Origin of the sequence: Allosalinactinospora lopnorensis, assembly GCF_000981225.1 — a bacterium.
GTDB classification, from domain to species: Bacteria; Actinomycetota; Actinomycetes; order Streptosporangiales; family Streptosporangiaceae; genus Allosalinactinospora; species Allosalinactinospora lopnorensis.
Genome location: NZ_LAJC01000017.1, coordinates 62,085 through 82,966 on the forward strand (window position 1 = coordinate 62,085; position 20,882 = coordinate 82,966).

A 20,882-nucleotide genomic window follows, 5' to 3' on the forward strand; every position below is an offset into this window, starting at 1 on the left:
TTCTCGCCGAAGGCGCGGCCGCCAGCTCGTCCCGCGAACGTACCGACGTCTGCCACGAATCCGCGGAAACCGCTCCGCGAATGAGTACGGGTGCGCACACTCTGGATGTGTACGCACCCGTACTCGTTTTGGGGTGGGATGGAGGACGACCGGTGGCCCGCCTTCCGCGGTGAACCCACCGTGGAGCAGGGTTCGGAGCACGTGCGCGACCGGCTGGGCACCGTGGTGACCGACGTCGCCGACACCGGCGGCGCGGTGGTGCTCACCGACGCCGGCACCCCCGACGGGGCGATCGTGCACCGCGACGTGCTCGCCCAGGCCGGGCTCGACATCGCGGCCGAATGGGGGGTGCGCCAGGCCCGCGCCGCCGAGATCGGCCCCCAGGGCATCACCTACCGCGGATCCCTGGCCGGGGTGCTGGTCGACCAGGCCACCGCCGCGGCGCTCGCCTGCGGGCTGCCGGTGCTCCTCTTCGAGGAGCTGGAGCTGGCGCCCGGCGGTACCACCCTGGCCAACGACTCACCCAGCACCGACGACTCGAACTCCTACGCAAGATCCTGAACGAAGCTTCGGGGCCACTGCGTTCACGCACGGCGGCCTGCCTCATGCTCCTCTACGCCCAGCCCGCAAGCCGCATCGTCCTGCTGACCACCGACGACATCACCCAGGACGACGGCCAGGTCTTCATCCGCTTCGGTGACCCGCCGACCCTGGTCCCCAGCCCCTTCGACGGACTCTTGCTCCGCGCCCGCCACGAGCGCGGCAACGCGAAGACTTCTGCCTCGGCCGACTCTCCCTGGCTCTTCCCCGGACAGGCCGGGCGGCCGCTGAACTCCTTGTACCTCGCGGCTCTGGTCGGCGAGATCGGTATCCCCAGCGGCTCGGTCCGCTCTGCTGCCCTGCGCCAACTCGTGCTCCAGGCTCCCGCTCCGGTCATCGCCCGCGCCCTCGGCTTCCACGACAAGACCACCACCCGCATCGCCGCGAGCGAGGGTGGGGCCTGGAACCGCTACGCCACCAGTGACCACACGCAGTGACCAAGACGGCAGGGACTGCGGAGAATAGTAGGGTCGGGTCGAGGCGCGGTTCCAAACTTGCGGTTGGACCGTTTCCTCGACCCGACCCTACTATTCTCGGCGGCGGTTCAGTGACGGCGGGATCCCTGCCACCGAGGAGATGTGCGCCCGGCTGTCCCCGCTGGGCTACGGGCACATTAGCCTCCTGGGCTCCTACGCTTTCCCCAACCCGATGTGGAAGCCGGGCTGCGCACCCGGCGCCGACGAGGACGGCGCCAACACCTCCACCCTGCTCGCCTACTCCGGCCACACCTCAGTGGCGTCCGTGGCCCGCTACGCCCGGGTCTCCACCGAGGCGCTCTCGGCCTGGCAGGCCCAACGCGACCCGGCTGCCCGCAGGACGCACTGAATGGTGACCAGTGGCCAGCTGCGCCGCAGGGGCGGGGTAGCCCAGCCGGGGGTGGGCCCGTCATGAATGGATCACCGAGTCAGCGAACTTGAACGCCCCGGCGAGCACGAGCAGCCCGGCCAGGATGCGTCGCCTCCCGCTTCCCCGGTTTGGGACAGCCCCTGCGGCGGCCCTCACCGCGTAGATGTGACATCTCGCTCTCGGCGCACGCGGGGACACTCGTCTCAGAGGTTGCGCGACTGCTATTTGAGATCCGGACGGCAGGTTAGAGACATGCAGGCAGAAATGGATTGCTTACCGCACGGTGTCGTTGACGCACTCGACTCCAGCCTGCTCCGCCCATGCCCGTAGGCTCGGCTGAAAGCGGGGGTCCCAGTAGCGCATGCGCAGCTGTCCTTGGGGGCTGAACTGCAGGATCTCAGGCCGGCCGAAGGCTTGGACAAGGTGGCCACCCAGCCGGTGGGCGGCTGCCACCAGTTCGGGTCCTTCATCGGCCAGGGCGTCGATGTCGGCCACGGTCGCCGCGTCAGGGGCCTCGATCAGCGTTCGGGGGCCAAGCCCTTGGCTGATCGAATGGAAGCGGGAGTGAGTCAGCTTTGCGGGGAGAGCCGACCTCACGGGGTGGAGTGTGGCACGCACTGTGGCGTTTCCGCTGGTGGCGGTTCGGTCGCGGGCGTGTTGCCCAAGGAGGCGCAGGCCGCTGAGGATGCCGAGTGCCAGGTTTTCGTCGTCCACGCGCGAGTTCTCGACGGCCGCGCCGTCATGGGAGCGACGAACGTCGACGAAGGTCGCGAAGGCTCCGCCTCCGTCAATATGTAGCTCACAGGCCCTCCACTTCGTCTTGCCCTGGTCGCTGACGTCGGCGAGTGCGATGAAACGGCCCGGCCCCACCATGGTCTTCGTCCAGGACCATCCGGTTTCGGCGATCATCGGCGCAGTAGTCAGAGCCTGCTCCTGGAAAGCGCGTCCGGCTGCGGTGTCGATGGTCATGGCCCCTGGCATATCGGGCAGAAGAGAGACGGCCACATAGGTCAACTCGGTGGTGTCGAGCTGCGTTAGTAACTCAGACTCATAGCGCTCCAACCGATCGGCGCGCTCGGCGACGCTGGTGAACCGCTCGCGGTAGGCCTCAGCGACCTCGGGCTCGCTGAGGTAGACGGTGGTGGTGCCGTGCCGTCGGGGATAGCGCAGGGCATTGTTGACCAGAACCGCATGCGGGCGGGCCGGGCTGGGCGGGACCGCGATCAGAATGACTCCGTGGTCGCCGCCGGAGGCAGGATCGGGCACCACCCGCACGTCCAGGCCCGGTAGCGGGGACAGCCGCGAGGCCGCCGTCTGGTAGATGCGGGTCACCTCGGCATCGCTGACTGGCACACCCGGGGCGGCGCTGGCGCGCGCCTGGTCGTCTTCGTTGATGCCGAGGATGATGAGCCCGCCGACAGTGTTGGCCATCGCGGCGATATCCCCGGCAAGCTCGCGCTTTTCGGAGTCGCCAGTGCCATACAGCTGGGCCTTGTAATCCAAGTCGAAGCTCTCAACGACCGAGTTGTCCACCAGGGAGCAGACGTGCTCGTAGGTGGCCTCGGCGATGGCGGCTCCCAGGAGACGTTCGAGGCGAGCGGAGCGCAGCGTGGCCATGCTTTCATCCTGGACCGCCAGGGCCACCGCGTGCAGCCGAAACCAGCACCCACAGCGGTGATGTCGCCCTTTGTGCCTGGACATCGGGACGGCTCCTGCTTGAGCAGACAGCGACGTCCCAGCACGGGTTCACTTACCGGGCCACCGAGAGCGACCCGGCTCGGATGTGCGTCCTGATCGGTGAATTCCTCAGCACCCCAGGCCAGGGGATTTCTTAGGCTGTGCGGCATGCACTTCAACGACGACGCGTGGGCGCGCCTGCGGGCTACCCGCGCGGACCCTCCCGCACCGGCGCTCAAGGCGAAGCCGCGCCGTGTCACCTACCAGTTCGGGTTGGAGCAGGCCGAGCAGCTGTTCCGCCAGGCGGCTGATGCTGCGCCTGCCACCCGTCCCATCACCGTGTTCTACGGGCTCAGCCAGGCCGGACGTGCCATCGCCGCCGCGGCCAGCAGCGCGGTCGAGAACACCTGGGAACTCGTCGGGCACGGCATCTGTCCCCGGCCCGAGAGCCTACGCGACCCGCTGCCCGACGTGCAGATCCGCACGGACGGCCCGGGGAACCGGGGCAGCTTCACCCGCCTGTCCAAGATCCTGGACTCCCCGGTGTGGGAAGACAACGCCGTGTCCTTCCGCGTCCTGTGGGACTGCATTCCCCAGGCCCGGGAGTGGCCACTCGGCACGCCGGGTCAGGACCGGCGCACCCCGTTGCAAATCGATACCCGAGGGGTTCCTGACCAGGAACAGGAGGTTGTGCAGGTCCCGGCGTGGCCGCTCCCCGAGTGGGTGATCGGCAAGACCGACCCCCAGGTGCTCCACACCTACCTCGCGGCGTTCCCCGACGTTGCAGGCTACGACTTCGCCAAGACTGGTCCCGGGCCGGACGCCGACCCGGCCTACCAACCGCACGTGGACGGCTCCGGTGAGGTTTATCTGAGGTGGAAGGTGGACCACGGTAAGAGTTACGCCGACCGGATCGCTCTGCTCCACGACAAGACACACGGCTACCTGGACGGACGCTACCTGTTCCCCGCCCCGAACGGAGCGATCCGTGGCATGCACCCGCTCATGGCCTGGTGGGCGGTCCTGCACGCGCTCTCGGTCCTGGCCCGCTACCACCCAGTGGAGTGGGCCCGGGCCATCGACGTGGACGCCAGCGAGTATGCGGTGCCGGTCGAGGAGTTGCTGCGCACATCGCTGACCGTGCTGCCCGAGTTGGTCCTGGAGACCATCAATGACGTCAAGCTATGAGCCTCCCCGGCGGGCTGGCGTTGCGCGCCCGCGTGCTCGTCTTCACGCTGCTCGGTGACAGCCAGGCGCCCATGCCATCCGACGCTGGCGGTGTCTTCCTGCACCAGGGCGCTGACTACTCGCCGCGCCTGCTCCTGCTCACCCCTGCCGAAGCCTGGGCGCTGCCTACGGTGAGCGAGAAGAGCGACGCCGACCCCGTCAACGGCACGGACCATCGCCAGACGCCGCGCTCGCGAAGAACGGCTACCTCCCCGCAGGCGCGGTCGTCGACCATCACGGCCAGCTCCTCGAAGCGCTCTCCGCGGCCCGTCGTCGGCGCCAGGCCGAGATGCCCGGTGATCGACTACAGGGCCGCGTGCGTGCAAGTGGCTACGGACATCCATGCAGCCCACTTCGAAGACTGACACCTATCAGGACCAGTATTGGGAGGACTCCTTGTGCCGGTCCGCGTGCTTGCAAAGCTCCGCCGGCCGGTCCGCGTGCGCCGCGATCCGCCTGTAGTTGATCGCGATCTCCCCGTGGAGGTCCGCCCGGTCCGGCCCGGTGCAGCGGTCATTGGCCAGCCACAGTCCGGCGACCACCCGGGCCACCTGCACGAGATGGGCCGGTGACTCGCCCGCCATGGAGCGTGTCAATTCGATCTGCTGCTCAAAAGGCGCGGAAGGGCCGGAATCCGGTGCCATGCGCGGGGCCTTAACGACGGACAGCAGCAGGGACAACCAGGACTGGGCGATCCCGCTCCCCGGGAGGAACCCGGTGAGCCTCCGGGCCACCTCCGGCAGATCGCCGCCGGCAAGGGTGTGATACAGCTCTCCGGCGACATCGCCGTCGTCGCGGCACCGGTCGCGCAGTTCCCCGTGCACCGTCTTCCAGTCCGGCTGCCCGGCTTCCCGCCGGGCCAACTGGCGCAGCAGCAGCCAGCGCAGCAGGGCGTGGGCCGCGGTCGCCCTCTGCTCGTCCCACAGGCCCGTTTGCCAGAGAAGGTCGGGATCGACCAGACTGCTGTCCGCATACGTCGCGGCCAGCCACTCGGCTTCCTCCTGGGTGCGGGCGGCCGCGCAGGTGGCCAGGGGTTCCAGCGCCTCATCGGGGAAGGACTGGTGTTCGGGCTGCTTCAGCAGCGCCTCCACCAGACCGTTGCGCAGCCGGGTTTCGACGGTTGTCGTGGCCGCGGCATCGTCTTCAATTTCGGTGGTGAGGAGCGTGCTGATACCGCCCTCTGCGGCAGAGGGCCGCGCGCAGGCGGTCCTCACCAGATACCCGGCCGCGGCCGGGTATCCGCCGGTAAAGAGGTGGATCAGCTTCGGGAGCCGGGGGTCCGCCTCTTCGGGCAGGTGGGAGGCCAGCCAATCGGTTTCGGCGTCGGTGAACTCCGGCAGCGGGTGCTGCTCTAGGGCGTCGCCGGGGAGCGGCTTGCGGCTGCTCGCCACGACCAGCAGCGGTTCGGCCGTCAAGCCCGCGGTCTGGAAGTTCCGGCGTAGCTTCTGCAGGTGCTCGAGTACGGCACGGCCGAGGTCGGTGTGGGCGTTGTCGAGCAGGATGACGCAGTTGTACCGCCCGGAGCGGGCCGGCCTGCCGCGGTCGAAGGCGGCACGCACATCGGCCAGGAGCGCCTCGATCAGGAGTTTGTCGCGTTGCTGGAGCCGTTGGGGAGTATGGGCCCACCGGTTCAGCTGGGCCAACCCGTCGATGGGGGTGTACGGGAGCCGCTGGTCGCGGTGGCCGTACCAGTTCTGTCCCCAGCGAAGCAGTCGTGGACTATTCAGAGCGCGAGAAGCCACGGCCGTGACGAGGCGTTCGGTCGGGGCGCGCAGCAGCTTGGCCGGCAGCGTCGTTTGCGCGGTGAACATCTCTCCGACGACGTCTCCCACCATGCCGTCGAGGATCTCCTCGACGGCCTTGGGGTGACGGCGGGTCTGACTCTCCACCAGCTCGCTCAGCTGGCGAAACGCCTGTTTCTGGCTGGTGAAGTCGACTTCCTCCTTAGTCACGGCCAGACCGAGTTCGAGTCGGGGGAACCGGAGCCTGCCGAAACCGGGGCAGTAGCGGCTGAGCTGGACCTTGATCTCGGTCAGGAGCTTTGGGAGGTCGGTGGGGGAGTACTCCGCGCAGTCGACAAAGGCCCACGGGGCCTTCTGGTTCAGTACCCCGCCCGTCTGCTTTAACAGGGTTGTTTTTCCGCTGCCGTCGACCCCGGTGAAGACCAGGATCGGAGGCCTCTCTCCCCCGGAACCGGGCACCAACAGGTGTTCCGTAACGCGCTCAATCTCCGGTTTGCGTAAAACAATTCGTGGCCCGATGACCGTAGGTTTTTTTCTTTCTGGCAGCCTACGGCTTTCAAAAAGCGTCGCTCCTTTAGAAGCTACATTCGGCTTCTTATCCTTCAGTGTAACCGTCGGGGCGCAGTTCTCCTTGCCATCCTGTATCTGTGGAGCATGACCTGCTGGGCTTGGCACCTCTGGTGGGTCGCTGGATGGTGGAGGCAGACGGACACCCAGTATTACGGCCATACAGCGCCGACTCAAAGGGTAATCTCGGTTGACTTGCGTCTGTGTAGTGTGGGACGGGCCCCGGTCAGCACCAAAGATCGCAGCAATGGTCCGACGCCAGAGGACGTCAGTGGTCACGGCTGTCCTCCTCCCTGGATGCCGAGTAGGGATCGAAGTGGCCTTCAAGGTCAGGAGAAGCAGTCGCCATTTGAGGCGCAGTCATAGCCTGAATAGACCTCGAATGACTGTTGTCGGCAGCCTCATTGCTAGAGGTCGTAGAAGACTGGGTAGTCGATGGCCCCACAAGCGTCTGTTGGACATATTTAATGGTGCCCAACTGCTGAAGCAAGAGTGGAGCTGAGGTCCCGACACCGAGTGCAAACAAGACGCTGTCGATCTGGTCTGCCCCAGCGAACATGCCACCAGCAAGAGCTCCAAGGCCGACGTGGAACGTCGCAGCCACTAGCTCCGGGACGACGTCGCAGTAACGGCGAAACGATGGCCGCCCCTCAGAGCCGCCGGTTCGTTTGCAATGCTCGCGGCACCCAGCCCGCCAAGCCAAGACGTGATGGTAGAAGTCGAGGAAGCCCCGGATAGATCCGCCGACAGCGGCAGCAAGCACCAGCTGCCAGACATCGGGCATATCGCCTCCCAATAGGCATCAACGACGGCTCATTCTTCCACAGACCACGAAACAATGAGGTGATCCCAGCGAGTTTTATGTGATGTGCCCGTGTTCGAAATGGGTGAGAACCAGTGCGGCTTTGGCGATGTCGCCGATCTTGCTCGGACTGGCCAACAACCTTGGCGCCGCTCTGGCCAAGGTGCGCCGGTTTGAGGAGGTGATCGAGGCTCACACCCGGGCTCGCATCCTGTAACAGCAGATGGACGACCACCATGGCGAAGTGAGGGCCTGGCATGGGCTTGGGCTGGCGTTGCGCAGCGACGGCCACATGGTTGATGCGGCCGTCGCGGTGGAGCGGGCGGTGGACTTATAGGAGACCGGGACTTTCTGTGGGAGGGTTCTGGGCCCGTCGTCGGTTGGGTGAGTGTCCCGGGGGTGGCCCGGACCCTTCAGACCGGATCAGGTCGGCTCCGCTGACAGGTCGTGGCTGGCGGGCTACCGTCGTGAGGCAGTAGTCCCCTCACCGTGGGAGGCCCCGGGTGGGCAAGCACGGCAAAGACGACACGCCCAAGGACAGCGGCTCGGGTGGCAGCGCCGACACCGATGGCAGCGAGTCCAACAAGCACGGCAGCGAGTCGTTTCCCGAGCAGGGCTCTGATGGCCAGGAGAAGACGTGAGCCAGGCGGCCGCGCTGGCGCGCGAGTTGACCTCGCGCGGCCTCATCACTGACCCGGCCTGGCATCGCGCCGTGCTTGCCGTGCCGCGTGAGCGGTTCGTCCCGCAGACGGTGTGGATGCCCAGCCGCGACGGCTCCGGGTGGCGCGAGCCGCTGCCCAAGACCCACCAGCGCGTGGGCGAGGCCATCGACGGCGACTACGCCATCGTTACCCAGACCGACGACGGAGCGCCCACGGGCACGGACGGGCGGGGATGGTTGGCCACCAGCAGCATCTCCCAGCCCTCCCTCGTGCTCGCCATGCTGCAGGCCCTCGATGTCTGCGACAGTGACCGGGTGCTGGAGATCGGCACCGGCACCGGCTGGAACACCGCCCTGCTGTGCCAGCGGCTCACAGACGCCAACGTGACCTCGATCGAATTGGATCGCGAGGTTGCTGAGGCGGCGCGCGCCGTGCTGGAGACCCAGGGCTACAAACCCACCCTGGTCATCGGTGACGGGGCGGCCGGCGCCGCGGAGCACGCGCCGTTCGACCGGGTGCTGGCCACCGTGGCCGCCCACGAGGTTCCCCCAGCATGGGTGGAGCAGACCCGGCCCGGCGGGGTCATCGTCACCCCGTGGTGCACGTGGTTCTCCCCCGGAGTGCTGCTGCGCCTGGTCGTGGCCGAGGACGGGTCAGCCTCGGGTCGCTTCGTCGGCCCTGCCCCGTTCATGATGCTGCGCGCCCAGCGCAGCGCCAGCCCCCTCGGGGACTGGCAGGACTTCGTCGACGAAGACGCCCCGGGTGTCGAGGAGGGGCGCACCGCGACCAACCCGCGCTGGATCGCCCACCGCGACGACGGGTGGCGCCTGGTCGTGGGCCACCTGGTGCCCGGGGTGGACTTCGCCTCCTTCGAGGCCAGCGACAACTCCGGCGAGGCCAGCGTCTATGTCTACGACCGCGGCACCGCCTCCGGGTCCTGGGCGCTGGGCGAGTACTCCCCGGAAGAGACCACCTGGGAGACCAAGGTGCGCGGCCCACGAGACCTATGGGCCGAGATCGGACGGGCCTGGGAGGCCTGGCAGGCCGCCGGCCGCCCGGGACGCGAGAGGCTCGGGCTGAGCGTGACCGCCGATGGGCGCCAAGTGCTGTGGGCCGACACCCCCGCCACCCCCTTCGGTAGGCAGCGCCGACACCTCCGATGCGCCGGTACACCGGCATGCTCTTACACCGGTGTACCGGGTGGCTGGTGTGCCGGGCTGGTTGCCCGGCACACCTCTACCTGCGGGGGCGTCCCCGCTTTCCGGTCTTGGGCGGGGATGCGGCCAGCACCTGCTCCACGATCTGGGCGGGGGTGTAGCGCTTGAACAGCTCGCGCAGCGCCAACCGGACGACGGGGCTTTGCAGGTGGCGCTCGCGGCGGGCGGCCCCGGCCGCCTCCACCTCCCAGAGTTTGTCCATCAGCTCCTCGTCCAGGTAGGCCTCGATCGAGGGCGGGCGGTTGAAACGGAGAGCATCGGGACGTTGCTGCTGGGCGTCACTGGATGCCGACGCCGGTGCGGGCTGTTCCGGCTCTGGGAGTGGTGCCGTCTCGTCTGCAGCCGCCGGCTGCTCGGTGGAGGTCTGGGGCGCAGATCCCTGTTCTTGCTCTGAGCGCGGGTGCTTGGGTGCGGGGGTCTGGCGGCCGCGGCGGCGCTTCTTGGCCAGGTCGTCCAGTCCGTTGCTCATGCGATCACCGACTGCGCCACGGCCGCGATCTCGTCGGCGAAGGGCTGGCCCTGCTTGGTGATGGGGGGCGCGCTGACGGCCATGCGGCGGCTGCGCCGGGGGATCCACACGTAGTGGCTCACCGCGGGACCCACTGGGATGTCGGCGGCCTGGGTGATGCGCCGCAACCGCTCGATGTCGCGGGAGGCGGGCACCGGGGGCACCTTGGAGGGGATCACCATCAGCGGGTAGTCGGCCAACTGGCCCAGCATCCCTTCCAGAGCCTCGTGCTCCTTCTCCCCGCCGGGCCCAGGCAACCGGAGGGCGGGACTACCCGTCTTCCCCCGCCTCGCGCGCCCGCCGCCACCACTCCTCGGCCTCCCTCGCGCGGCCGGCCTCCGCCAGCAGCACACCGAGGTTTTTCATAGCGATGGCATGGCCAGCATCGGCGGCCCGGCGCCACCACTCCTCGGCCTCCTCACGTTGTCCGTCCTCATACAGTCGCGCGGCGTGATTATGCATCGCCACGGTGTGGCCAGCCTCGGCGGCCTTCCTCTGCCACTGCTCACCGCACTCGTTGCGTCCCTGTTCTGCCAGCAGCACGCCCAGATTGCTCATCGCACCCGGGTTGCCCCTCTCGGCGGCGGCCCGCAGCCACCCCTCGGCCTCCTCGACGGTGCCGCCTTCGTGCCTCAACAGCAGGCCGAGATTGCTCATCGCGGCGGTGTGGCCCTCCTCGGCGGCGGCCCGCAGCCACCCCTCGGCCTCCTCGACTCGTCCGCCTGCGTACAGCAAGTTTCCGAGGTTGTTCCCCGCGGCGGTGTAGCCCGCCTGGATGGCTTCGCGGTACCAGACCTGGGCATCCTCGGCGCGCCCACCAACATCCAGCAGTACACCGAGGTTGAACATCGCGAGGGGGTTGCCAACTTTGGCGAGGGGGGTCCAAGCCCTCTCGGCGATCGCCGATTGCCCGGCGGTGTAGGCGGTGACGCCGATCGCGAAGCGGTCCTCGCCACCCGCCCAGCCGAGTGCTGCCCGCCAAACGCCCTCGGGCATCGGCGCCTCACTCGTGAGATAGTCGAAAGCCCGCCAGTGCCCGTTGTCGTGGTCGGCGGGTACCAGCAGCCCGGCCACCCCGCTGCGCACCCGCGTAGCCCACGCCCACGCCTCTTCGGGATCCTCGGGGACGGGTGGCGGGACTGGTAGGTAGAGTTCGGCGACCTCCTCGATCTGAGCACGGGTCAACGGCACCGAGAGGCCGGTGCGGGTCAGGTCCACTGCGGCCGCCACCAGGGCATAGCCGCGCGGATAGCCGGTGTCGGGGCCGTGCTTCCAGTCCCGGTCCAGTTCGGGGCCGGCCGCCAGGTACTCGGCCACCCCGAAGCCTGTCTGTTCAGCGGCGTCGGCCAAGCGGTCGTCGCCGCTGCGAGCAGCGCGGTCGCGCTCCCCGGAACTCCATCTGCGGTCGAGGACCACGGCGGGGGGCTTGAGGACGGTATAGCCCACGGTTCGGTCGTCGGTGTCGGCGGCCGCGGGCTTCAGGGCGTTCAACTGCCTGAGGCGGATGGTGGCCGCCACCACCGCCCCAGCCGCGCCCAGCTCGTCGATCAGGGCCGGATCCAGGTGGGCGTGGGGCAGGTGGCGGTCGAGGTCGTCGAACCAGACCACCCATCCGTGCGGCGCGTTCTCCGCGCTCTGCTTCAGCCACCGGGGCAGATGAGAGAGGTCGGCCTCCTCGGGCGGGGCCACCAGCATCCGCTCAGGCAGAACGCGCGCCAGCGCGGCCGCTAACGCGCGGGTCTTGCCGGCTGTGGGGGCACCGGCCACCAGCACCAGCCCTCCGCGCGGGTCGGCCGCCGCGGTGGTCAGGCGAGCATCGAGGTCGGTGTCGGCGTCGCGGGCCACATAGGGCGGCTGTCGGCCACCGTTGGCACCGGGGCGGGCGGCGTGCGCACCGAGCCGATCCGGGTCGGCCTCGGCCACACGTACGGCCGTGTCCAGCCAGCCCGGCGCCGCAGAGTTTTCGGCAGGCGGACCGCTGGCAGGGGCCGTCCCGTAGTGCTGGTGGATCGTGGGGGAATCGCCGGTCACCTGGGTGGTGGGGCTATGGTCGCCAGTGGTCTGAGCGACTGGCCCGCTACCGGTGGTGGCCTGCTGCGCAGTGCCCGGATTGTCGCCCGCGACTTGAGAAGCGGCCTCGTTGTCGCGCGAGGCGAAGAACAGCACTGCGGAGACCGCTGCGAGCGCGAAGCTGCCGATCCCGGCGAGATTGTTCAGGTCGCCCAACCCGCTGACGCCAGGCACATATTTGTGTGCCGCCCATAGCAGCCCCAGCGCCGTGGCGAGTGTGAGCACCGTCCATGCGAGGTTCCGCAGCATCCCCCTGATTCTGCCGTGTTGTGACTGCTGCCCGCCCGTGGTACTCGGGGCTTATCGGAAGCGATAACCCTGGCAAAACGAGCACCGTCGGCGGGGTGCGGCTACAGCGCCGCCCCCGTGAACTGAGACGGCAAACACTGGGGACGAACGGCACCACCGCTCGCCGACACCGGGCGGAGGGCCCGCGGTGTGATAGGTCTGGCGCGTGACTGCGACCCCCCACCCCGATGAGCTCGCCGCGCTGGTGCGGCGCTTGGCTGACCGCAGCAAGCTGCGTTCCGAGGACACACTGCGCTCCGATGTCCGCCAGCTGCTGCTCACCGGCGGGCTGAACTTGGCCGAGCACGACCTCGACGTCGACCTGGAGGCACCGGTGGGGGACCGGCGCCGCATCGACGTCGAGGTGGGCTACACCGTCATCGAGACCAAGCGGGACCTGCGCAGCAGTGCGGTTCTCGCCGACGCCCTCGTCCAGCTCCAGGGGTATGTGGCCGCGCGCAGCCACCAGAGCGGGCAGCGCTACGTCGGCGTGCTCACCGACGGCGTCGACTGGCGCGCTACCACCTGCGCGGCGAGGAGCTGGCCGAGGCCACCCGCTTCACGCTCAAACCGCGTACCGACCCCCTTGAGCTGCTGGTGTGGCTGGAAGGCGTGCTGGCCACCCGCCAGGACATCGTGCCCACCCCCGGAGAGATCGCCCGCCGCCTGGGCGCTACCAGCGCCTCCCACGAACTGGACCGCGCCGCCCTGGCCGCCTTGTACGAGCAGTTCCAGCACGAGCCCACCGTGCAGATGAAGCGCCAGCTGTGGGCGCGGCTGCTGCGCAGTGCGCTGGGCACCCAGTTCCGTGATGACGACGCGCTGTTCATCGAGCACACGCTGCTGGTCAACAGCGCCGATGTCATCGCCCACTGCATCCTCGGTGTGGACGTCACCGGCCTGCAGCCGGCCACCTTGTTGCTGGGGCGCACCTTCGAGCAGGCCCACATCGCCGGGGTGGTCGAAGCCGACTTCTTCGACTGGGTGCTGGAGGTTCCCGGCGGCGAGTCGTTCGTGCGCACCCTGACCCGGCGCCTGGCCCGCTTCGACTGGTCGCGCGTCGACCACGATGTCCTCAAGGTGCTGTATGAGTCGGTCATTGGCACCGAGACCCGCAAGTCGCTGGGGGAGTACTACACCCCCGACTGGCTGGCCCAGCAGGTGGTCGCCGAGACCGTCACCGACCCGCTGCACCAGCGTGTACTGGATCCCTCCTGCGGCTCGGGAACTTTTCTTTTCCACGCCGCACGCCGCTACCTGCAGGCCGCCGAGACCGCCGGTATCCCGCTGGCCGCGGCGCTGCACGGGTTGACCGACCACGTGGCCGGCATCGACCTGCACCCGGTGGCCGCCTCCCTGGCCCGGGTGACCTACCTGCTGGCCATCGGCCGCGACAGACTGACCTCGCCCCAGCGCGGCCCCATCTGGGTGCCGGTCTATTTGGGCGACAGTGTGCAGTGGCAGCAGCGCCTGGACCTGTTCGACCAGGGCTATCTGATCATCCGCACCCACAGCGACGGCCAGCTGTTCCAGAGCGAGCTGCGCTTCGCCGAGCACCTGCTCCACGACAGCCGACGCTTCGACCAGCTGGTCAACGAACTCGCGGATCTCGCCGCCAAGCCCCGCCAGCCCGGCACCGTGCCCTCGCTCAAAGGGCTGTTCAACCGGCTGGCCATCGCCACCGACGACCAGGGCGAGATCACCGCGAACTTCCAGCTGCTGTGCCAGCTGGTTGATGAGGGCCGCAACCACATCTGGAGCTATTACGTCCGCAACCTGGCCTGGCCCATGTGGCTCTCGTTGGCCGAGAACCGGGTGGATGTGCTCGTGGGCAACCCGCCGTGGCTGGCCTATCGCCACATGCCCGCCGAGATGCAGGACTCATTCAAAGAACTCTCCACCGAGCGCGGCCTGTGGCAGGGCGGCGAGGTCACCACCCACCAGGATCTGTCCGGGCTGTTCATCGCCCGCGCCGTGGAGCAGTACCTGCGCCCCGACGGCAGGTTCGGCTTCGTGGTGCCCAACGCGGTGCTGGACCGGCCCTACTTCGCCGGGTTCCGCAGCGGCCGCTACCACACCTCCACCGAGCACGTCGACGTCGCCTTCACCGGCTCCTGGGACCTGCGCCGCCTGCGACCCCATATCTTCCCCCGCGGCTCCGGCATCGTCTTCGGCCGACGCACCGCCAGCGGCACCGCCGCGGCCCTGCCCGCACAGACCCTGCGGTGGAGCGGGCGCCTGCCCGCCTAAGCCGAGGACTGGCAGAGCGTGCAGCCCCATCTGAGGCGCGAGGAAGCCGCACTGGCCCAGGGGCGCGAAGGCGTCGTCGAATCGCCCTACCGACCGCGCTCCTTCAATGGCGCCACGGTGTTCCCCCGGATGCTGTTCCTGGTCGAGCGCCAAGACGCCGGCCCGCTGGGGCTGGGTGGGGCCGAGTGTCGGTGCGCTCGGTCCGCAGCTCCTATGAGAAGGCCCCGTGGCGCGATCTGAAAGACCTGGAAGGGGTCGTCGAGCAGGACTTCCTCTACCCGCTCCTGCTGGGCGAGAACGTACTGCCCTACCGGCTGGTACCGCCCCGCGAGGCCGTGCTGCCCCTGGAGGGCACCACCCTCATGGACAGCCAACACCCCCACCTGAGCCGCTACCCCGACCTCGCCCAGTGGTGGGAGAGCGCCGAGGAGCTGTGGCAGCGCCACCGCAGCACCGACCGGCTCAGCCTGACCGAGCAGCTGGACTTCCGCCGCAAGCTCACCCACCAGCTCCCGGCGCCGCCGCTGCGCGTTGTCTACGGCGCCTTATGAAAGCCGCAAGTCCGAGTAGGGGGCCGAGACTGGCAGAAGCTGCTTCTCGCCACTCATAAACTGCGAAGATGCGTGACAGGGCTGTGTAGGGATCAGCGCAAGCCAACCGCGCCGTAGTACTGACCTCTGGTCTGCCATCCTTCGTAGTGGCGCACTTTCAGGCCGGTGCGCGGAGCCTCCAGCATGAGTGTGTCGGAGATGTAGATGCCAACGTGGCCGATTCCCCAGGGCGGGTCGGAGCCGAAGAAGAGCAGGTCCCCTGGTTGGAGGTCGCTTATACGGTCTGCGGGGATGGCGACGAAGCGTTCGTCGTGTTGGGGTAGCTGGACCTGTTCATAGGTGGTGCGCGGCAGTTCGATTTCGGCGCCGTGGCGGTAGGCGTAGCGGGTGAGGCTTGAGCAGTCGCACCGGTCACGTCCGGGGAGGTTGCAAGCCCCGCCATAGAGGTAGGGGGTTCCCAGCCATTCCTCGCCCGCGTCGACGATCGCGTTCCCGCTCGCGCTGTTCTCCCCGCGGGCGCCGCTGTGGCTGCGTGAGGCGTAGCTGTCGGACCAGCGCAGGACATCCTCTACGTAGGACTGGGAGTTGTTGTAGCGATACAGCGCTTCGCGTAGTTGCTCGCGGTCGGCGAGGTCGCGCTCGGTTTCTCCGCACAGGTGGGCGGCTGCGGTGAGGGTGGCGTCGTAGATGTTGTTGGGGTTGGTTGCGCCGTTGCCGTTGCCGTCTTGTTTGTAGATCGCCCAGGAGGAGGGCAGGAACTGCATGGGGCCCACGGCGCGGTCGTATTCGGTGTCGCCGTCCCACTTTCCGTTGTCGGTGTCGGTGATGACCGCGGTGTTTTCCAGGCTTCCGTCCAGACGCGGCCCGTAGAAGGGCGGGCTGACGTCGCCGTTGGCATCGACCTCGTATCCCTCGAGGTGCATCAGGTGTGTGGATTCGATGCGGCCGATCCCAGCCAGGATGTTCCAGGTGAGGCCGCTGCACTTTGGGAAGCGCTCCTCAGCCTGATCAGCTGCCTGCTGGTAAGCATCCAGCAGTGTGTCGGGGATCCCCTCAACGCTGACCGGGGTGCCATCGCTGGAGGACGAACTGGAGCTTCGTGCGATGAGGACCAGGGCCGGCGCTCCGCACGAGCCCAAGAACAGCAGGAACACAACCGCGGCGGCCAGCCACCACTTCTTCATGGACGGACCTCTCCTACCGGCCACCGGGTCGGCGGGGGCGCCGCTTGCGGATCTGGTCGCGTAGCCGCTCGGCGGCTTGGCGGGCTTGCGCTGGTGAGTCCGACGCGTCCTTCCCGGCCGCCTCATTGGTGGCAGGCGTGTCGGCAGCGATGCTTGTGCCGCCTTGCCCGCGTGGTGTTTGAGGCGCGCTGTTCGTGGCCGAGCCGCCGGGGTGAGGTACGCCGACCTGAGGGAGTGGGTGGCGCTGGGAGAGTAGGTCGCGGGTCCGGGTCGCATCGGCATCAGCTGCGCGGGCACCCTGCAGCGCCCTGGCCGGTGGGGTCTGCGACCAGGCGTCGGCGAGCTGCTTGCCCGTGCTGGCTGTGGTGAGCGCGGCCTTGGCCAGCTTCGCCTTGGTCATCGCCGAGCGGGTCGTAGCGGCGGCCTTGACCGTGGCAGCGGCCTTGGGAAGGGCGACGGGTGCGCCGACGGTGGCGCCGAAGGCGACCTTGCCGGTCAGCATGGCGGCCTTGCCGCTGCCCATCAGCACACGTCCGCCGCGGGAGCTGGCCAGGCGCTGCTGGAGTGTGCCCGCGTCGGGACGGAGTTTGGCCCGTGCCTTGGCTCTGGCCTTCGGTGGGCCCGACCAGGCCTTGTTGGCGATGCGTCCGGCTTGTTTTGCCGGGGCTGTGATCCGGTTGAGCTCGGAGCGGGCGCCGCGGGCCAGCTCGGCCACCGACGTCGGAGCTATGGCGCCGCCGGTCGGGCCTATCCAGCCCTTGCCGCGGGTGCCGCCCAAGCGGGCCGTTTCCAGGCGGCGGGAGAGCCTCTGGCTTGCGCGGCTGCCGGCGTTGAGCAGCTTGCGGTGGTAGATCAGGCCGCCGATAGCGGCGATGTCGATCAAAGCGAATCGGCCGACGAGCGGAAGGCTGTCGCTGGTGGCGGTCATCAGGGCCCGGACGAAGACCGCGAAGATCGCAAGGAACAGGCAGATCGCCACGATGGTCAGTAGCACCTTGACGACGCCACCGATCCAACGCCACAGCAGCTGGCGTCCTCCTCCCGGAAGGAGGGCGGCCACAAGCGCGATCGGGCACAAGACCACATAGATGCCTGCGGCCAGGATGGCGACCAGCAGCACGCACACGAGGATGACGATCAGGAGAGTGACCACGCAGGTCGCGCCCAGCAACAGGTAGGCGCCCAGCAGCCGGTCAACGCTCGGCTCGGCGTTGTAATCGGCCAGTTCCGCACATCCGGCGTCGGTGAGCCGATCACGCGGGTCGGGCGCGTCCCCCCAAGGCCCTTCGCGGACCAGCTCCTTGTAGGTCTGCAGGCACGGGTCTTCCGGGCCGAGGACATCGCCGTAGTTGAGGGCTTGGTGCGGCTGGATCACGAATGTTTCGACGAGGACGTCGGTGAGGGGCTTGGCCGCCTGTTCGGCATCGGTGGAGGCTGACTCGCCCTGGGTCGCGGTGAGAGAGGTCAGGGTGAGGGCGGTGTCTCGGGTGTGCTGCAGCAGGCCCTGATCGCCGAGCAGCAGGTCCGCGGGACGCGCGAGCACAGTGACCGCCAACGCGGAGATCAGCAGGGTGACCGCGAGTTCGCCGGCGCCTGAGACGTGCGTCCCCGCATTATCAGCACGCCGCACCAGGCGGCCCCGAACAGCAGAAAGACGGCGGGCAGGCCGAGCCGGTCGATCACGTCGCGCTGGTAGGTGTCGGCGATGGTGCGGGCGGGTTCCAAGAGCGCTTCTGCGGGACCGAACTCGAAGGCCCAGTTCAACAGCCAGCCGCACGCTCCTACGAGCATCCGGTTGGCGGCGAAGGTCGAGTCGGTCAGGAACACCAGCAGTTGGCGGTCCCAGTCGGAGAACCCGCCGGCATCCCCGGTGATGTCGTAGTGGTCTAAGGGGACACCGTCAGGGTCCTGCGGGACGAAAGGGGCGAGCAGTCCCTCCTGCTCTTGGGGGCTCTCCTGGTTGTCAGGGGTGGGATCTGCTGCGGCGGCCCCGGGGCAGAGCGCGATGAGCACCGCGGTCATGACAGCGAGGAGGAGGCCTCTACACCAGCGCGGTGTGGACATCGGCGGTTACTCCTGGGGCGCGGGTTCGGGCTGGCCGGGGGTGGTGAGGATGGAGTTCGCGATGCGCTCGACTGGCGGGATCGTGATCTTGATTCGCCCCGCCCTGCGCTGGGTGTCGAGGTAGAGCGCTTCACCCTTGCGGGTCTGGTCGCTGATCGGGGACAGGTTGGTGGTGACCAGGTCGATCAGGGAGCGATCCCCTGGGTCGAGGTTGAGGAACTCGAGCCCCTTGGCGGCCAGGCGCGTGTCGCGGTGGCGCAGCAGGAACCGATTGCTCAACAGGCCCCGGATGGTCTCGTTGCCGAAGTCTTCGGGGTCGTGGCTGCCGAGCATGGCGCCGGCGCCGTGCTTGCGGCCGTCGCGCACGAGCTCGAGCACAAGGTCCTGGCCTTCGGTGGAGCTGGTCAGCCAGTGGCACTCGTCCAAGGCGACCGCGGCGAACCGGGCCGGATCGCTGAAGGCCACCTCGCGGGCGACCGCGGCGACGAGGTAGAGCACCGCGCGGCCGATCAGCGTTTCCAAGGGCTGGCGCTGCATGTGGTACTCGCTGGCGAAGATCTCCTTCTTCGGCAGGCTCAGCCCGGCGGTGTGGAAGACGACGAATTCCTGCTCAAGATTCAGCGGCGGCAGGTCACCGAACACCATCTGGCCCAGCGCATCGGCGGCGACAGCGCGCAGCAGGTCTGCGAGCTCCTTGGCCTGTTCGGCGCGGTTGGTGCTCTTCTCGGTGTGGGGGATCGCCTCCAGTTCGTCGATGACCGCGCGCATATGCGGGGTGGAGGATGCGGCGACGCGGTCCACGGCTTGGGCGAGCGCGAGGCCGCCGGGCGACATGGCCGGCACACCGAGCTGGAGTGTGAGATAGGACTTGGCGTAGCGGGCCCCGATCTGGGGGCCGAATACACGCAGGGGGTCCAGGCACACGCTGGCCTCGGCGTCGGCGCGGATGACCTGGTGGCGTCCGGGGGCGGTGTGGGCCGCGAAGTGCGCCCATTCCCCCATGGGAGTGCGGTCGACGGCGATGACGCGCCCGCCCCGGTCCAGCAACGCGATCTGAATGGCCTTCAGCAGCACACTCTTGCCGGCGCCGAGCTCACCAACCGCGCCCAGGGAGGCACTGGCGTCCTGCTGGGGAGCATTGGCCAGATCCAGTAGGACTGGCCTGCTGGTGCCGCCGTCGAGGTTCATCCCGAGCAGCGCACCAGTGGGGTCCCCGATCGAGGAATCCGCCCACGGCATCGCCATGGCGTAGTCGCCGGCCAGCTGGTGCTGGGTGAACTCCCGCAGCAGGGACGACGAAGGGGCGCCGGGCAGCATCGCCTCGAACAGGCGGCGCTGCCCACCGGTGGGACGCACGACCTGGTATTCGGCCGCGGCGACCGTGGCGCGTACGACCTCGGCGTGCTGGTCGGCCTCCTCAGAGGTTTCACCCCATACGCACATGAGGGTGCTCGACTGGATCTCCACCTCGGTCCGGCTGCTCTGAAGCCGCCCGCGTTCGTCGTCCAGGTCAGCCGCAGCGTCGATGAGTGCCTGGGGGATTCCGGCGGTCTCCCCGTCGTACTCGTCTACCTGTGCGGACAGTTCACGGGCCTTGCGTCGGCTCTTGGCCTCGGCTTCGGTGTTGGGAACGATCGTCAGGCGGCTGCACCAGTCCACGCCGAAGGGCAGGGCGTCCAACGCGGCCAGCCACTCTGATCCGGGGAACCGGAAGAGGCTGGGCATCTCGGCGAGTGCGAGGAATGCCTGGTAGGAGTCACCGGTGGGGGTTTGCACCTGCAGCCAGCGCCGGCGCAGCGGTGATGAGCGCCTTGTGCCCGCCTCACTGGGAGGGGTGCCGCCTTCGACCAGGCAGACTTCTCCAAGACCGGCCAGTGAGGGGCCACGGAGCCGACCATGATGCAGGTGCGAGGCGGCCAGCTCACGGTCCGCCTTGGAGGCGTCGGCCAGGATCGGCTCGGCCAGTCCGCGGCGGGCGGAGTGCCCATAGATCCACAGGATCTCGGCGGGAGTGGCCGGACGGAGCACGGGCTGACCGGAGAGCTGGGACTGGAGTTTGTGGGTCTTTGCCTCGTAGGAGCGGACCTCGGTCACGGCGGGCGCCGGTGGGACGGTTCCGATAAGGCGGCTTAATGACGCGGTCGCCGCAGAGGCGATCGAGCGCAGGTCGAGGGAGGGTTTGTCCGCGGGCAGTGGGAGGGCCAGCCAGTGCGTGCGCTCAGTGAGGGCCAGCTCGCACAGCCAATCGAGCGCCGCATCAGCCACTTCCACCCATTGGGGGTGATTCTCCAGATCGACGCCGCTGATCATGGCCTCCACCACGTCGGCGGCCTCGGTTTGGGCGCACAAGCTGAGCAGCATGGGCTGGCCGCTCAGCTTCTTGAGGACAGCGGTGGTGGATGCGTGCAGTTCGGCTTGGGCCTGGGGGCTGGAGTGGAGGTAGGAGACGGGGTTCACGCGCCAGATGGCCCAGACCTGGCCATGGACAGTCCAGGCCAGGTTTCCGGCGAGGTGGCGGATCGGGACCTGCACGTCATTTCTCCTTGGCCTGCGGGGCGGGAGGGTCCGGCTCGGACAGCAGCTGCTGGAGGGTGGTGGGGCGGCGAAGGCCGCGGCGGCGTCCGGTG

19 protein-coding genes are annotated in these 20,882 nt (G+C 68.5%); 10 read left to right on the forward strand and 9 right to left on the reverse strand.

Features of this window, described 5'->3' with window-relative positions:
• The first annotated feature begins 138 nt into the window (after nucleotides 1-138).
• The 3 genes from VS93_RS28965 to VS93_RS08755 all read left to right on the forward strand — a co-directional run bounded on the left by VS93_RS28965 (nucleotide 139) and on the right by VS93_RS08755 (nucleotide 1,425).
• A complete protein-coding gene (locus VS93_RS28965) occupies nucleotides 139-561 on the forward strand; it encodes a hypothetical protein (protein WP_156184735.1) in 423 nt (140 codons plus the stop codon).
• 44 nt (nucleotides 562-605) lie between these two features.
• The gene (locus VS93_RS08750) at nucleotides 606-1,037 is read left to right on the forward strand and encodes a site-specific integrase (protein WP_201776584.1); all 432 of its coding nucleotides are present in this window, start codon (nucleotides 606-608) and stop codon (nucleotides 1,035-1,037) included.
• 139 nt (nucleotides 1,038-1,176) lie between these two features.
• Nucleotides 1,177-1,425, forward strand: a complete 249-nt coding sequence (locus tag VS93_RS08755) for a hypothetical protein (RefSeq protein ID WP_046469472.1) — start codon at nucleotides 1,177-1,179, stop codon at nucleotides 1,423-1,425.
• Nucleotides 1,426-1,719: 294 nt separating this feature from the next.
• On the opposite strand, the gene VS93_RS08760 is transcribed toward VS93_RS08755, so the two are convergent.
• Nucleotides 1,720-3,063: an AlbA family DNA-binding domain-containing protein gene (locus VS93_RS08760; RefSeq protein ID WP_046469473.1), complete on the reverse strand. Its 1,344-nt coding sequence runs from the start codon at nucleotides 3,061-3,063 to the stop codon at nucleotides 1,720-1,722.
• Nucleotides 3,064-3,291: 228 nt separating this feature from the next.
• Here VS93_RS08760 and VS93_RS08765 point away from each other — a divergent pair, with 228 nt between their 5' ends.
• Nucleotides 3,292-4,311, forward strand: a complete 1,020-nt coding sequence (locus VS93_RS08765) for a YaaC family protein (protein ID WP_046469474.1) — start codon at nucleotides 3,292-3,294, stop codon at nucleotides 4,309-4,311.
• On the forward strand, nucleotides 4,308-4,715 hold the full coding sequence (locus VS93_RS08770; protein ID WP_046469475.1) for a hypothetical protein: 408 nt from the start codon (nucleotides 4,308-4,310) through the stop codon (nucleotides 4,713-4,715). Before VS93_RS08765 ends, VS93_RS08770 begins: the two co-directional genes overlap by 4 nt.
• 6 nt (nucleotides 4,716-4,721) lie before the next feature.
• Here VS93_RS08770 and VS93_RS08775 read toward each other — a convergent pair whose 3' ends face one another.
• Complete coding sequence (locus tag VS93_RS08775) at nucleotides 4,722-6,551, reverse strand: hypothetical protein (RefSeq protein ID WP_046469476.1); 1,830 nt, start codon at nucleotides 6,549-6,551, stop codon at nucleotides 4,722-4,724.
• 1,413 nt (nucleotides 6,552-7,964) lie between these two features.
• Between VS93_RS08775 and VS93_RS28970 the strand changes: the two genes are divergently transcribed.
• Both VS93_RS28970 and VS93_RS08780 read left to right on the forward strand, forming a co-directional pair.
• Nucleotides 7,965-8,102: a hypothetical protein gene (locus VS93_RS28970; protein ID WP_156184737.1), complete on the forward strand. Its 138-nt coding sequence runs from the start codon at nucleotides 7,965-7,967 to the stop codon at nucleotides 8,100-8,102.
• Nucleotides 8,099-9,448 (forward strand): methyltransferase domain-containing protein, encoded by a 1,350-nt coding sequence (locus tag VS93_RS08780; RefSeq protein ID WP_173434281.1) that lies wholly within the window; start codon nucleotides 8,099-8,101, stop codon nucleotides 9,446-9,448. The genes VS93_RS28970 and VS93_RS08780 overlap by 4 nt, the downstream gene beginning before the upstream one ends.
• On the opposite strand, the gene VS93_RS28975 is transcribed toward VS93_RS08780, so the two are convergent.
• From VS93_RS28975 to VS93_RS08795, 3 genes are read right to left on the reverse strand one after another with little or no spacing between them, the layout of a single operon-like run.
• Nucleotides 9,360-9,809: a hypothetical protein gene (locus VS93_RS28975; protein WP_156184738.1), complete on the reverse strand. Its 450-nt coding sequence runs from the start codon at nucleotides 9,807-9,809 to the stop codon at nucleotides 9,360-9,362. The two genes, VS93_RS08780 and VS93_RS28975, sit on opposite strands and share 89 nt — an antisense overlap.
• Complete coding sequence (locus tag VS93_RS08790; RefSeq protein ID WP_052745619.1) at nucleotides 9,806-10,060, reverse strand: hypothetical protein; 255 nt, start codon at nucleotides 10,058-10,060, stop codon at nucleotides 9,806-9,808. The genes VS93_RS28975 and VS93_RS08790 overlap by 4 nt, the downstream gene beginning before the upstream one ends.
• Nucleotides 10,061-10,118: 58 nt before the next feature.
• Nucleotides 10,119-12,167, reverse strand: coding sequence for a tetratricopeptide repeat protein (locus VS93_RS08795; protein WP_082126735.1), 2,049 nt, complete (start codon nucleotides 12,165-12,167; stop codon nucleotides 10,119-10,121).
• Between the two features lie 205 nt (nucleotides 12,168-12,372).
• On the opposite strand from VS93_RS08795, the gene VS93_RS31285 reads away from it, so the two are divergent.
• The 3 genes from VS93_RS31285 to VS93_RS30320 all read left to right on the forward strand — a co-directional run bounded on the left by VS93_RS31285 (nucleotide 12,373) and on the right by VS93_RS30320 (nucleotide 15,007).
• Nucleotides 12,373-12,963, forward strand: a complete 591-nt coding sequence (locus VS93_RS31285) for a hypothetical protein (RefSeq protein ID WP_156184739.1) — start codon at nucleotides 12,373-12,375, stop codon at nucleotides 12,961-12,963.
• Complete coding sequence (locus tag VS93_RS26820; RefSeq protein ID WP_236700426.1) at nucleotides 12,960-14,456, forward strand: N-6 DNA methylase; 1,497 nt, start codon at nucleotides 12,960-12,962, stop codon at nucleotides 14,454-14,456. Before VS93_RS31285 ends, VS93_RS26820 begins: the two co-directional genes overlap by 4 nt.
• A gap of 185 nt (nucleotides 14,457-14,641) precedes the next feature.
• Nucleotides 14,642-15,007: a hypothetical protein gene (locus VS93_RS30320; RefSeq protein WP_052745621.1), complete on the forward strand. Its 366-nt coding sequence runs from the start codon at nucleotides 14,642-14,644 to the stop codon at nucleotides 15,005-15,007.
• A gap of 92 nt (nucleotides 15,008-15,099) precedes the next feature.
• On the opposite strand, the gene VS93_RS08805 is transcribed toward VS93_RS30320, so the two are convergent.
• The 4 genes from VS93_RS08805 to VS93_RS08820 are packed head-to-tail and all read right to left on the reverse strand — an operon-like array spanning nucleotide 15,100 to nucleotide 20,787.
• Nucleotides 15,100-16,191, reverse strand: coding sequence for a C40 family peptidase (locus tag VS93_RS08805; RefSeq protein ID WP_052745622.1), 1,092 nt, complete (start codon nucleotides 16,189-16,191; stop codon nucleotides 15,100-15,102).
• Nucleotides 16,192-16,204: 13 nt separating this feature from the next.
• Nucleotides 16,205-17,821: a type IV secretion system protein gene (locus VS93_RS08810; protein ID WP_162231660.1), complete on the reverse strand. Its 1,617-nt coding sequence runs from the start codon at nucleotides 17,819-17,821 to the stop codon at nucleotides 16,205-16,207.
• Nucleotides 17,755-18,255: a hypothetical protein gene (locus VS93_RS29725; protein ID WP_162231661.1), complete on the reverse strand. Its 501-nt coding sequence runs from the start codon at nucleotides 18,253-18,255 to the stop codon at nucleotides 17,755-17,757. Before VS93_RS29725 ends, VS93_RS08810 begins: the two co-directional genes overlap by 67 nt.
• Nucleotides 18,256-18,261: 6 nt before the next feature.
• Nucleotides 18,262-20,787 carry an ATP-binding protein gene (locus tag VS93_RS08820; protein ID WP_046469480.1) on the reverse strand — a complete coding sequence of 842 codons (2,526 nt, stop codon included), beginning with the start codon at nucleotides 20,785-20,787 and terminating at the stop codon, nucleotides 18,262-18,264.
• Between the last annotated feature and the right edge of the window lie 95 nt (nucleotides 20,788-20,882).